Annotated in this window: 13 protein-coding genes; 12 read left to right on the top strand and 1 reads right to left on the bottom strand. The window is 42.9% G+C overall.

The window, feature by feature from the left end; translation table 11 throughout:
• The first annotated feature begins 396 nt into the window (after positions 1-396).
• Positions 397-1,149 (top strand): enoyl-CoA hydratase/isomerase family protein, encoded by a 753-nt coding sequence (locus CVD23_RS19950; RefSeq protein ID WP_101576510.1) that lies wholly within the window; start codon positions 397-399, stop codon positions 1,147-1,149.
• A 220-nt stretch (positions 1,150-1,369) separates the two neighbouring features.
• Complete coding sequence (locus tag CVD23_RS19945) at positions 1,370-2,005, top strand: RsfA family transcriptional regulator (RefSeq protein WP_101666978.1); 636 nt, start codon at positions 1,370-1,372, stop codon at positions 2,003-2,005.
• Between the two features lie 70 nt (positions 2,006-2,075).
• On the opposite strand, the gene CVD23_RS19940 is transcribed toward CVD23_RS19945, so the two are convergent.
• A complete protein-coding gene (locus CVD23_RS19940) occupies positions 2,076-2,549 on the bottom strand; it encodes an N-acetyltransferase (protein ID WP_101666977.1) in 474 nt (157 codons plus the stop codon).
• 257 nt (positions 2,550-2,806) lie between these two features.
• Here CVD23_RS19940 and CVD23_RS19935 point away from each other — a divergent pair, with 257 nt between their 5' ends.
• The 10 genes from CVD23_RS19935 (at position 2,807) to CVD23_RS19890 (ending at position 13,424) form a co-directional block, all read left to right on the top strand.
• On the top strand, positions 2,807-4,150 hold the full coding sequence (locus CVD23_RS19935) for an acetyl-CoA carboxylase biotin carboxylase subunit (protein WP_101666976.1): 1,344 nt from the start codon (positions 2,807-2,809) through the stop codon (positions 4,148-4,150).
• Between the two features lie 15 nt (positions 4,151-4,165).
• On the top strand, positions 4,166-4,378 hold the full coding sequence (locus CVD23_RS19930) for a biotin/lipoyl-containing protein (RefSeq protein ID WP_101576514.1): 213 nt from the start codon (positions 4,166-4,168) through the stop codon (positions 4,376-4,378).
• A 59-nt stretch (positions 4,379-4,437) separates the two neighbouring features.
• Positions 4,438-5,979, top strand: a complete 1,542-nt coding sequence (locus CVD23_RS19925) for an acyl-CoA carboxylase subunit beta (RefSeq protein ID WP_101666975.1) — start codon at positions 4,438-4,440, stop codon at positions 5,977-5,979.
• A 146-nt stretch (positions 5,980-6,125) separates the two neighbouring features.
• Positions 6,126-7,025 (top strand): 2-dehydropantoate 2-reductase, encoded by a 900-nt coding sequence (locus CVD23_RS19920; protein ID WP_101666974.1) that lies wholly within the window; start codon positions 6,126-6,128, stop codon positions 7,023-7,025.
• On the top strand, positions 7,025-7,420 hold the full coding sequence (locus CVD23_RS19915; RefSeq protein ID WP_101666973.1) for a DUF3397 domain-containing protein: 396 nt from the start codon (positions 7,025-7,027) through the stop codon (positions 7,418-7,420). Before CVD23_RS19920 ends, CVD23_RS19915 begins: the two co-directional genes overlap by 1 nt.
• A gap of 84 nt (positions 7,421-7,504) precedes the next feature.
• Positions 7,505-9,139, top strand: a complete 1,635-nt coding sequence (gene bshC, locus CVD23_RS19910) for a bacillithiol biosynthesis cysteine-adding enzyme BshC (protein ID WP_101666972.1) — start codon at positions 7,505-7,507, stop codon at positions 9,137-9,139.
• 207 nt (positions 9,140-9,346) lie between these two features.
• Positions 9,347-9,778, top strand: a complete 432-nt coding sequence (gene mraZ / locus CVD23_RS19905) for a division/cell wall cluster transcriptional repressor MraZ (RefSeq protein ID WP_101576519.1) — start codon at positions 9,347-9,349, stop codon at positions 9,776-9,778.
• Between the two features lie 57 nt (positions 9,779-9,835).
• Positions 9,836-10,768, top strand: coding sequence for a 16S rRNA (cytosine(1402)-N(4))-methyltransferase RsmH (gene rsmH / locus CVD23_RS19900; RefSeq protein WP_101576520.1), 933 nt, complete (start codon positions 9,836-9,838; stop codon positions 10,766-10,768).
• Positions 10,769-10,800: 32 nt separating this feature from the next.
• Complete coding sequence (gene ftsL, locus CVD23_RS19895; protein ID WP_101666971.1) at positions 10,801-11,154, top strand: cell division protein FtsL; 354 nt, start codon at positions 10,801-10,803, stop codon at positions 11,152-11,154.
• 17 nt (positions 11,155-11,171) lie between these two features.
• Complete coding sequence (locus CVD23_RS19890) at positions 11,172-13,424, top strand: penicillin-binding protein (RefSeq protein ID WP_257988613.1); 2,253 nt, start codon at positions 11,172-11,174, stop codon at positions 13,422-13,424.
• The last annotated feature ends 27 nt before the right edge of the window (positions 13,425-13,451 follow it).

The following is a 13,451-nucleotide window of genomic DNA, read 5'->3' as shown; positions in this document are numbered from 1 at the left end:
TGGAACACCCTGAAACCCGAGGACAAGAAGACAATATCTAATTCCTGTTTTCTACTCTACAGAACACTACATGCTGCTGAATATGCGGAACCGTGCCCGGAATTAGCGAAACCGGGATTGCTCCTAAAAAGCACCACAACTGCGTCCTCCTGGAATCCCTCTCGATGCCTGATTTAAAAAGCTTGAACTAGAACCCGGATCATTCCTAAAATAGAGTTGACTGAATGAATTTTCATAAAGCAATTCTTTAATTGAAAAACGAACAGTTACTTAATGTTAAGAAGTATTATTCGTTTCCTACGGCATCTCCTGTATATCTAGACCACTTCATTCGTTTTTCGGTTCAGCTTGTTATATTGTGAAATTCACTCAACTATATAATTTGGGAGGAACACGATGGAACCTTATTTATTAAAAGCGCAAAATGGCTATTTAATGTTCACCATCAACCGGCCGGAAAAAAGAAATGCGATCAACTATGAGATTATCGATGGTTTGCATGAAGCGATCGAGATGATGAAAAAACCGGAATTGAAGGGGCTGGTCATTACCGGAGCAGGCGATAATGCCTTTTGTTCAGGGGGAGATTTAGCGGTCTTCCATCTTCTGAAAACTGAACAGGAAGCATATGGTATGCTCTCGAAAATGTCAGAAATCCTTTTGCGGCTATTGCTGCTCCCAAAGCCGACTTTTGCTGCCATGAACGGAACAGCTGTTGGCGGCGGCTGTGAACTTGCCGCTGCCTGCGACTTTCGAATCGCGAAAAAGGGAGTTAAGGCAGGGTTTGTTCAAGGAAAACTAGCAATCACAACGGGATGGGGCGGAGGTACGATTTTAGCTGAGAAAATTCCTGCTGCCAACGCCATAAAAATGCTGATGGAAGCCAGAGTGTATCAGACGGAAGAATTAACGAATCTAGGATTTATTGATTACATAATAGAAGAAAACGATTTAACATTCATCCATCATATTGAAAAGATATTTCCTCTCGAAGGGTCTGTATTAGCAGCATACAAAGCAATGCTCATCAGAAAATGGCTGGCAGCCAATATAGCTTTGCGAATTGAAAAAGAAGTGAGAGAATGTGCAAAGTTATGGGGAATGGAAGAGCATCATAACCAGGTTGATAAATTCATGAACAATAAATGATTTTAGATTTTCTTTTTAACAACATCATCATTGCATTCTATCTTTCCTAGCACTCGCATAAGAATGAATAAGGTGAACTACTATTAAAGGAAGCTTTTGTCTTCCTTTGTGGCAGTTATACGGTTTATGCAGGTTTAACGCTGATGGCCTGATTCTTCGGTAAGAAGCTTGGGAAAGGCCTGCTGGACTCCACTCACTAAACGCTGGGAGGGATTTGTGAATGTCAACGACACGCCAGGATGCCTGGTCACAGGATGAAGATTTACTGCTTGCCGAAATCGTTTTGCGGCATATAAGAGAGGGAGGAACACAGCTGCAGGCATTTGAGGAAGTGGGTAAACAGCTGTCGCGAACGGCTGCAGCATGTGGTTTTAGATGGAACTCCTACGTACGTAAACAATATAAATCAGGGATCGAACTGGCCAAGAAGCAGCGGAAAGAATTAAAGAAGAATCCAGAAGCAATTGAAAAAGAAAGCCCGGGAGAACCGCAATATTCCGTTCCGGAAGAGCATGCCGAAGCTCCAGAAAGCCCGGGGTCTGTTCCGGAAATACGTTTTGAGCAGGTCATTCTTTATTTAAACCAGCTTTATGAACAGGCGGGGCAGACCAATACCACAGAGGCTGGCAAATATGAAGCGAAAATTAAAGACTTGGAGAAAAAAACCTTTTACCTCGCTGCTGAAAATGAAAAGCTGCTAAAGGAGCTAAAAACAGTTGAAGAGGATTACAGGGCGTTAATAGAAGTAATGGAGCGGGCGAGGAAAATCTTCGTTTTACAGGATGAAGACAGGCAGCAGCAAAAAGTGAAATTTCAGATGGATAAGAACGGAAACCTCGAAAGGGTTGAAAAATAACCAGGCGGACTTCATTAAGTCCGCCTGGTTATTTTAAGGTGCTAAAAGAGCAGGTCAAAACCTGCAGTTCTTAATGTACCTGCTCTTTAACCCCTGCCGGGAACCATAAAAGTGGGTTTTCCCCCAAGTCGCGGTCCATATCATAGGTAACAGGGACAAAGTCCATCTTTTCCCAGAACCCCTGGGACCGAACTCTGGGACTTGTTTTGATTGGCATATTAAAGCTTTTAGCGAAGTCGACTAGTGCTTTTCCATAGCCTTTCCCTTGATAGTCGGGCAATACCTCAAGCTTCCATAACTCAAGATAATCCAGAGGCGGGTCAAAATAGCGGTTGAATTTCCCTTCGACCTGATATAAGCTCATTCTCGCTACAAGCTTATTTCCAAAATAAATCCCGTAAAAAGGTGAATCGCTGTCATTTTCAATAATATTTGCTTCAAGATCCTCGAGCATCGACAGTTCCTGGATGCCATATTCTTTAAATTTCTTAAACTCTTCAAGAGTTTTGTAGTTTACCTTTAATTTGTCTACTTTAAACCCCATTATAATCCCCCTCGCCTGAATTTCCGGTTTACAGTATAATTTAATGTCCATCAGAATACGATGGATTGACGCTGCTAAAACTTAACGCATTATTATTAGTAGTTTATTCATGAAGTTTCCATAAAATAATTATATAACAAAATAACAAAAAATTCTGCATAGAAATACGAAAGCGTTTTCACGCAAAAGCAGGAATCGGGCAGAAGATTGTAGAAATTCTCTATGGAGCCGCTATAACCGAAGAAAGGGGAAAGGGAATGCGCAAAGTTTTAATTGCAAACAGGGGAGAAATTGCGTCAAGAATTATTAGGACGTGCCATCAGATGGGGATTGAAACCGTCGCTGTTTTTTCAGATGCTGATCAGGACATGCCGTATGTAAGGGAAGCAAAGAGTGCGTTTCGAATTGGGGAGCCACCCGTAAATAAATCGTATTTGAAAGGAAATGAAATATTGGAAATTGCCAGGGCAGAAGGAGTGGAGGGAATACATCCAGGCTATGGCTTTTTATCAGAAAATCCGGATTTTGCAAGAGCTGTCCGTACAGCAGGTATGATCTTTATTGGACCTGAAGCTGAAACGATTGAATTGATGGGAGATAAGATCGCATCAAGGCAAACGATGAAGGACGCAGGAGTTCCGGTTGTGCCTGGAAGTGAAGAAGGCATGGCAACATTGGAAGCGGCCACGGCATTCGCAGCATCGATTGGCTATCCGGTTATGCTCAAGGCGAGCGGAGGTGGTGGCGGAATTGGCATGGTGCGCTGTGAAAATGAGCAAGCGCTCACTAAGTTTTATGAATCTACGAAAGCCCGGGCTAAAGCTTATTTTGGAAGTGAGAAAGTATTTATTGAAAAGTATATCGATAATGCCCGCCATGTCGAAGTGCAAATTTTCGGCGATGTGCATGGGAACATCGTTCATTTATTTGAAAGGGATTGCTCGATCCAGCGGAGGCACCAAAAGGTTATTGAAGAAGCACCTTGCCCGTTTTTGTCTCAACAGGTTAGAGAGGAACTATATAAGACGGCAATTAAAGCTGCCGCAGCCGTTAAGTATGTGAATGCCGGGACGATTGAATTCATTGTTGATGAACAACAGAATTTTTATTTCCTTGAAATGAATACAAGACTCCAGGTGGAACATCCGGTCACAGAGCAAATTACCGGACTTGATCTTGTGAAGTGGCAAATCCTCACTGCGCGGGGTGAACAGTTGCCGCTTCTCCAGCCTGATATTTTACAAGCAGGGCATGCGATCGAATTCAGGCTATATGCAGAGGATCCGGTCACTTTTATGCCCTCGCCGGGAAAAATTGCGACCTTCACCTGGGAAGAATCTCCAGGAGTAAGAATCGATCATGGTTATGAAGAAGGCAATACTGTCACGCCTTTTTATGACCCGATGATTTCGAAGTGCATTTTTTATGGAGAAACACGAATGGATGCCATACACAATGCCGGACAATTTTTTAACAGCCTGTCGGTTGCCGGCATTAAAACAAATTTGCCATTGTTCAAAGAAATCGTTAACGATAGCGATTTTAGGAATGGCAGTTATTCAACTGGATATTTATCAAGTAAATCATTTGCTGTGAAATAAAGGAGGAAGCAGGATATGAAAGAGATTACAGCTACTATGGCAGGAACGATCTTGAATGCACTTGTGCAAATTGGGGACGAAATTACAGCCGGCCAGGAGGTTTTGATTCTCGAATCAATGAAGATGGAGATTCCGGTTGAAAGCCAGGTCGCAGGAAAAGTGGCTGAGTTGAAAGTGGATATCGGTGATTTTGTCAATGAGGGAGACGTACTTGTTGTTTTAGAATAAATCAGCAAAGAATTGGATCATCACGTAAGAACTGCATTTTCAAATCAAGGAGGCAGAGCATGACAACAGCAAAAATTTTAGAAGAAAAGCTGATCGAAAAAAGCAGGCAAATTGAAGCAGGCGGACACCCAAAGTATCACGAAAAGCTAAAGGGGCAAAATAAGCTGTTTGTCCGTGAGCGCTTGCGGCTGCTATTTGATGAAGGAACGTACCAGGAAGACGGGAAATTTGCGAATTGTCTCGAGGAAGACTTGCCTGCAGATGGTGTTGTTACAGCAATTGGCAGGATCAACGGCCAAACGGTTTGTGCGATGGCCAATGATTCAACTGTAAAGGCGGGATCATGGGGGGCACGCACTGTTGAGAAAATTATCCGTATCCAGGAGACGGCTGAAAAACTGAAAGTGCCGATTTTATACTTGGTTGATTCAGCGGGAGCAAGAATTACCGATCAACTTGAAATGTTTCCGAACCGGCGCGGCGCGGGCAAAATATTTTATAACCAGGTAAAATTGTCCGGCATGGTTCCGCAAATTTGCCTGTTATTTGGGCCTTCTGCGGCAGGCGGCGCGTACATTCCGGCTTTTTGTGACATTGTTATCATGGTTGACCAGAATGCTTCCATGTATTTAGGTTCCCCGCGTATGGCAGAGAAAGTGATTGGCGAAAAAGTTTCGCTCGAGGAAATGGGCGGTGCCCGGATGCATTGTACTGTCAGCGGCTGCGGTGATACGCTCGTATACAGCGAAGAGGAGGCGATTGAATCTGCCCGAAGCTATTTAACTTACTTCCCGGCAAGCTTTCAGGAAAAACCGCAAAAAGCGGCGGGCATTTCCGCAAAAAAGGGCCGTGATTTAGAAGAAATCATCCCTGTAAATCAAAATGCGCCGTTTGATATGTACGAATGCATTGACGCGCTCATTGATGAGGGGAGCTTCTATGAAATCAAGAAACTGTTTGCACCTGAATTGGTTACGGGATTGGCAAGAATTGATGGAAGAGCCGTCGGAATTATTGCGAACCAGCCAAAAGTCAAAGGCGGAGTGCTGTTTGTCGATTCCGTCGATAAAGGAGCAAAATTTATTCAGCTTTGTGATGCCTTCCATATTCCGTTGATCTTTTTGGCAGACGTACCTGGGTTTATGATTGGCACAAAGGTGGAGAGAGCAGGGATCATTCGCCACGGTGCGAAGCTAATCGCCGCGATGAGCTCGGCGACAGTTCCGAAAATTTCAGTCATTATCAGAAAAGCCTATGGTGCCGGGCTCTATGCCATGGCAGGCCCTGCGTTTGAACCGGACTGCTGCATTGCGCTGCCGACTGCACAAATCGCTGTAATGGGTCCGGAAGCTGCCGTAAATGCAGTTTATTCGAATAAAATTAACGAAATCGAGGATCCGAAAGAGCGGATTGCTTACGTTCAGGAAAAACAGCAGGAGTACAAAGAGCATATCGATATATACAAGCTCGCCTCCGAAATGATTGTTGATGATATTGTCGCACCTGGTGAATTGCGGAACACTTTAATTGACAGGCTCGCTTATTATGAGACGAAACAACTGAACTTCAGTGTCCGCAAGCATCCTGTCTACCCCGTCTAAACAAAAAAAGCAGCCCTTGCCAGCAATTTGGCCGGGCTGTTTTTCATAAAGTTTTCAAAAAACGATTGAAAAAATGCTCCTTTTTTCCCATGTTGTTTTATCTTCTGCTAAAATATTAACTAGAAATACCATTTGAGGTGCTTTTTATGAAGATTGGAATTATCGGCGCCGGTTCAATCGGCTTATTGTTCGGTTATTATTTGCAGTCTTATCATCATGTAACCATTTACACTAACTCCGTTGAACAGGCGGAAGCGATCAGGGCTGCAAAATTATCATGTGTGAAAAACGGGCAGCCGGATTCTGTGCCTATCGAAGCCCTTCCGTTTTCATCATGGAACGGAGAAGATGAGCTGACGGTTATCGCAGTCAAAGCTTATCAGCTGCCTGCTGTTCTTGAACAAATCAAGCTAAAATCGTCCAATAGCGGCAGCTTTTTGTTTTTGCAAAACGGCATGGGCCATTTGCGATGGCTGGATGAGCTGTCTGCCGAAAATATATATGCAGGTTCTGTTGAGCATGGTGCATACAGGACTGGGCAAGCAAGTGTCAACCATACTGGTACGGGCGTAACAAAGGTAGCCGTTTTCAAGGGAAGCGATTTTTTGCTAAGAAAGATGATTGCTCCTTTGTCTGGTGAGTTTCCATTTGTTCTTGAAGATAATGTCGAAAAAATGCTGATCAGCAAACTTATTGTCAATGCGGTCATCAATCCGCTCACGGCAGTATTAAATGTCCGAAACGGTCAATTAATTGAAAACCCGTACTATTATCGGCTTTTACAAAAAATGTTCAGCGAAATCAAAGCTATTCTTGATTTGCATGATGCAGATTCCCACTATCAAAATGTGCTCAGAATTTGCAATAAAACGGCATCCAATTATTCGTCGATGCTAACAGATATCAAAAACGGCCGAATGACCGAGATCGATTCGATTTTAGGGTACATTGTGGCTGAAGCTGAACGGAAGAAAATAGAGGCACCACTAGTAGATGCTTTTTTCCAGTGTATTAAAGGAAAGGAGTACGGGGGAGAGGAGATATAATGGAATCTGTTTTTTCATTTCTTATCGCTACATTCGTAACAGCACCATTGCTTGGGTACATACTAATTTTTGTGATCGCCAAGCAGTTAACGAAAAACCATCGCAGCTCCGTACAGCTTGCTATTGACATCAGCACGATTTTATTGATCATTTCAGTCCATTTCCTGATTGTTACGATCTGGGACAAATCGTTTTTATGGATCATTTTGCTCGGGATGATCAGCATTGCGATCGGATTTGTTTTACTCCACTGGAAAATAAAGCACGAGATTAATCTTGCTTCTCTTTTTAAAGGATTTTGGCGGTTTAATTTTTTGCTGTTCTTTTCCGCCTATATCCTGCTCATTATTTTCGGCCTCATCCAAAGGGTTTCCATACATATATCTTTGCCCTGAAAACTCTGCGGGCAAAGTTTTTTCATTTCCATGGTTGAGAATGCTATACTCTATAAAGAACTAATTACGAAAGGGAGTACTTGAATGGAGATGATAAATCTCTCACTGCCCGGAACAAGCCGATTTGCAACCGATTATGCCGGATGGGTTCCAGGCATGGAACGATTTTTTCATTATAAATATCATGAACCGGCAGAATATCGGAGCCGGATTGAAGAGCTGAACAACCGAAAATTCCATCGAAATGAGCTGGCAGACCACATTTCAGCTTTTATGGCAGCCTTCCCCGGATCGACTGCCATCAATAAATCAATTGAAAAACTCAGGCAAGAAAACAGCGTTGTTATCATAGGCGGACAACAGGCCGGAATCTTGACAGGCCCTTTATATACGATACATAAAATTATTTCGATTATCAGTTTTGCCAAGCAGAAGGAACGAGAGCTGAACATACCAGTGGTGCCTGTTTTCTGGATTGCCGGTGAAGATCATGATTTTCAAGAGGTTAATCATGTATACGTATGTGAAAAAAAACGCATTGAAAAATGGAACTATCCTGAACGAATTCTTGAAAAGAAAATGGTTTCTGATATCCAAATTGACGAAGAAATTTGCAAAAGGTGGATTGAAGAAGTAATTGAGAGTTATGGGGAAACAGAGCACACTAGCAAACTGCTTCAATTTACCGGACAGCTACTTAAGAAAAATCTTAATTTCGTCGATTTCTTTAGCGCAATCATTCTCGAGTTATTTAAAGAATATGGGCTGTTAATCGTAGATTCGGGCAATCGGGACCTTAGAATGCTCGAAAAAGAAATTTTGATAAGACAAATAAAAGATCATCAGCAAATTACAAACGCGGTTCATTTCCAACAGCAGCAGCTTGTCGCAGCCGGCTATAACAAGACGATCGAAATTGCCGAAAATGCCGCGAACTTATTTTATTATGACAGTACTGTCAACGAACGGATTTTGCTTGAATTTCGCCCGGAGGCTCAGCTTTTTATCGGCAAAAATGGCCGTGTTTCCTTCACTGAAGCAGAGCTGATCGAATTGGCGAACGAATTCCCAGAAAGATTAAGCAACAATGTTGTAACAAGGCCGTTAACCCAGGAATGGCTGTTCCCCACGCTTTCGTTTATCGGCGGTCCTGGCGAGATTGCGTACTGGGCAGAGTTGACAAAGGTTTTTGAACATTTCCAAATGAAGGTGCCACCGATTGTTCCCAGGTTAAACATGACGATTCTTGACCGTTCATTGGAAACAGATTTAACAGACCTGGAGATCAGCGTTGCTGAAGCTTTAACAAACGGGGTCGAAGCTGCAAAAACCCATTTTTTAAATTCGATTAAAGACGATGAGCTCGAACGCTTGTTTAGCGAAACGAGGCAGCAACTCAATGATAAATATCAGCTGATTCAAAATGTAGTCAAGCAAAAATATGCCGGATTGCTTCCTTTATTGGAGAAAAACGAAAAGGTCGTCCAAAGCCAAATCGATTTTATGGCGGATAAGCTTGACCTCGAAATACGGCTTCGCCATGCAAATACCTTAAATAAACTGGCCAGGATTGAGACTGCGCTTAAACCGCTTGGACTTCCCCAGGAGCGAGTTTGGAATATTTTTTACTATTTAAACAAGTATGGACTCGATTTTGTCAATGAGCTCCTAATGCTGCCATATGAATTTGATGGAACTCATAAAATTATTAAAGTTTAACTACCTGACCTTATCTAATGATAAGGTTTTTTTGTTTTTTATCGGCAGTATTCTTCGCGTTATTTCGCTGCTGCAGTTGGGAAATTAGTACACGTTTGAATCGTCTTTTTATAGAAGTAATTACTATGAGCGAAGAGAATATTTAAAAAAGTGTGGAGAAAAGTGGGGGGATGTGGTACATTTTAGATAGAAAGTGGGGTTACGGGCATGTTCATGGGTGAATACCATCATAACGTTGATAACAAAGGCCGCTTAATCGTGCCCGCAAAGTTCCGTGACAATCTCGGCGAAATGTTCGTATTAACACGGGGCCTTGATCAATGTTTATTTGGCTATCCCATTTCTGAATGGAAGCTGATCGAAGAGAAGCTAAAAGGCCTTCCATTAACGAAAAAAGACGCGCGCGCCTTCACCCGTTTTTTCTTTTCAGGTGCTACAGAATGTGAATTGGATAAAATGGGACGCATCAACATCGCTTCTCCACTTGTTCAGTATGCAAAATTGGAAAAAGAATGTGTCGTTTTAGGTGTTTCCAATCGAATTGAAATATGGAGCAAAAGTATTTGGGAAGAATATTTCGACCAATCTGAAGAATCTTTTGCTGAAATTGCTGAAAATATGATTGGTTTTGATATATAAAGGGAAAGTTATATCGATATAATTCCCTGCTCGTTTGATTGGAAGGATGAAAAGATCATGTTTCAACACACAACAGTATTGCTTCATGAAACGGTAGATGGGTTAAATATTAAACCGGATGGTACATATGTTGATTGCACACTCGGTGGGGCAGGGCACAGCGCCTTAATCCTTTCCAAGTTATCAAAGGACGGCAAGTTGTTCTCTTTTGACCAGGATGAAACGGCGATTGCCAATGCTTCAGAAAAGCTGACAGAATACGGTGACCGCATCACGCTCATTAAAAGCAACTTTGCCCATTTGAAAAAAGAATTGAACGATCGTGGTGTAGAACGTGTTGACGGTGTCTTATACGATCTCGGTGTGTCCTCTCCCCAGCTTGATACCGCTGAAAGAGGATTCAGCTACCATAATGACGCCCCGCTCGATATGAGAATGGATAAAACCGGCGATCTATCGGCTTATGATGTGATTAATAACTGGCCTTACGAGAAGCTGGTAAGGATTTTTTTTCAATATGGCGAAGAAAAATTTTCTAAGCAGATTGCCAGAAAAATTGAGGCAGCAAGAGCAACAGCACCGATTGAAACAACAGCCCAGTTGGTAGATCTCATAAAGGAAGCGATACCTGCCCCAGCCCGCAGAAAAGGGGGACATCCGGCCAAACGAGTTTTTCAGGCGGTCCGGATTGCCGTTAATGATGAACTTGGGGTTTTTGAGGATTCTCTCGAGCAGGCAATCGATATCTTAAGTCCTGGAGGAAGAATCAGCGTGATTACCTTCCATTCGTTAGAGGACAGAATTTGCAAAACAGCTTTTAAGAAAGCAAGTGAAGGGCCGGAACTGCCGCCCGGGCTGCCGATCATTCCGGATGAGTTCAAGCCAAAAATGAAGCTGATTACACGCAAGCCGATTGTGCCTGGCGAAGAAGAAATAGAACAAAACAACCGGGCCAGATCTGCAAAACTAAGAATTGCGGAAAAAATATAAAAGAAGTCAATATTTGAATCGGAGGGGAAAAGATGAGTAATTTAGCAAGAAAGTTACAGCAAGAGCAACAGCAGCGGCATGTTGAAGTACCAAAAAAAGCATCGATGAAAAATCCTTGGCTGACCCCTGGTGAAAAATTTCTTGGTATCGTATTTGCTGCCGTGATTAGTTTTGGTGCCATACATATTGTTTCAAGCCAGGCAGCTATTTATGAAGTGAATAAAGATATTCAGCTTCTTGAGACTTCTATCCAGGAACAGCAAAAAGTAAATGGGGATTTGGGAAATCAAGTGGAAGAATTAAGTACATCTGAACGTATTAGGGCAGAAGCAGAAAAGCTTGGTTTAAAGCTTAATGAAAATAATGTGAAGGTTGTGCAGGATTAATGAGGAAGCAGCCTAATATGAATGCAGGAGCAGCGGGATTATTTATAATATTCAGCTTGCTCTTTTTTGTCTTAATATATAGGTTTGTTTCCATTCAATGGACCGGTGAAGTTGGGGGGCAGGCGCTTGCGGCCAGAGCGGAGCTAAAACATACAAAAGAAAAAGAGTTGGACGCAAGGCGCGGAACTATTTATGACCGCACCGGTGAGACGATCGCGGAAGATACGACTTCCTATACTTTGGCAGCGATTTTGAATGACTCAATGACGACCGACCCAAAAAAACCAAAGCATGTGGTAGACCCGAAAAAAACGGCGAGAGAACTGTCAAAGTTTATTGATGTTAGCGAGGCGGAAATATATAAACAGCTGACAAAAGAAGGTATGTTCCAGGTTGAGTTTGGCAAAGCGGGCAGTGATATCTCGCATGATAAGAAGGAACAGATCGAAGCGTTGAAATTGCCCGGGATCATTTTTATGAGAGATATGAAGCGCTTTTATCCAAACGGTGTCTTCTCTTCCCATGTAATCGGTTTTGTTGAAAAACAGGAAAATGAAAACGGGGCAGTTTCCTCAGTTGGAAAGCTGGGCTTAGAACAACAGCTTGATACTATTCTGCGAGGGAAACCTGGAATTATTCATTATCAGGGGGACAGATGGGGTTTTTTACTCCCTGATGGCAAGGAACAAATTAAACCTGCTAAAGATGGCAAAGATGTTTATTTAACACTGGATAAAAAGATTCAAACATTTTTAGAGGATGCGATCAGTAAGGTCGACAAAGAATATAAGCCAAAGAAAATCATTGCGATTGTAGCAGATCCAAAAACTGGCGAAATTTTGGCGATGGCGCAGCGTCCGACCTTCCATCCCAAAACAAGAGAAGGACTCGAAAAATCATGGTATAACGAAGCGATTGAAACTTCGTTTGAACCTGGTTCGACGATGAAGATTTTTACGCTTGCTGCGGCCGTGCAGGAAAATGTTTTTAATGGTAATGCTGACTATCAGTCAGGAAGATACAAAGTTACAGAAAACTCAGCGGAGATTGGTGATCATAATGGTCATGGCTGGGGAAGAATTACCTACCTGGAGGGGGTCCAGCGGTCATCAAACGTTGCGTTTGCAAAAATCGCTGCAGAGCAGCTCGGGTTTGATAGATATCGCGAATACTTGACGAAGTTTGGCTTGGACAAGCCAACCGGTATTGACTTGCCAAACGAAGTATCAAGTAAAATCGTTTATACTTACCCGATTGATAAGATTACGACAGCGTATGGACAGGGAACAGCAATCACGCCGATTCAGCAAATTCAGGCTGCAATTGCGGTTGCCAATGACGGAAAAATGCTCAAACCCCATGTCATCGACAGAATCGTGGACTCTGAGACAGGTAAGGTAATAGAGGATTCCCAACCGGAGGTAACCGGTGAGCCGATCTCTGCTGAGACAGCAAAAGAAGTAAGAGAAATTCTCGAAACGGTGATCACATCTGAAAAAGGTACAGGTCACGAGCGCTATCAAATTGACGGCTACGACGTCGCTGGGAAAACGGGAACTGCCGAGATTTCCGGTTCGGGTGGGTACTTGAAAGGTAAGCAAGACTATATTTTTTCATTTTTGGGAATGGCTCCAACGGATGATCCAGAATTGATCATGTACGTAGCGGTTCAGCAGCCAGAAGTAGCCACTTACTTTGAAGGTTCGAAACCTGTTTCGGAAATTTTTAAACCAGTAATGAAAAGCAGCTTGCAATATCTAAACATTGAACCTGTTACACAAAAAGAAACAGCTGTCAGCAAAATGCCGGATCTCCTCAATACGAACGTGGCCAATGCGCAGGAAAAATTAAAAACAAACGGCTTTGACATTGTAACAGTCGGTAAGGGTACAAATGTAACAGCCCAGCTTCCCAAAAAAGGAGCCAATATTCTTGCAGGAGAGCGGGTATTTATTCGTACCGATGGCGAGCTTTCGGTTCCAGACATGAGAGGCTGGTCGCGCCGCGATGTGATGAGCTTTGCGAAACTGGCCAATCTGAAGCTCAATGTAACGGGTAACGGATATGTGGCCGAGCAAAGTCTGCCGGCTGATGCCGCTCTTGCTGAAGGGGAATATTTAATCGTCCACCTTGAAACCCCCGAGCAGCTTAACAAAGCAGAAAAAGCCGGGGAACCCGCTAAGTCAACAGAAGCTGTGGAATCAAATGAAGCTGGACAGCCGGATCAAACAGGCGAACAAGCAGAAACTGAAGGAAATGTGCAAGACTGATCTGCACTCTAGCAACCGTTCTAAACA

The sequence above is a fragment of the Bacillus sp. V33-4 genome (assembly GCF_002860225.1).
GTDB classification, from domain to species: Bacteria; Bacillota; Bacilli; order Bacillales; family Cytobacillaceae; genus Bacillus_BJ; species Bacillus_BJ canaveralius.
The sequence above is the reverse complement of the archived record's forward strand: the minus strand, read 5'-3'. Positions and strand labels throughout refer to the sequence as shown.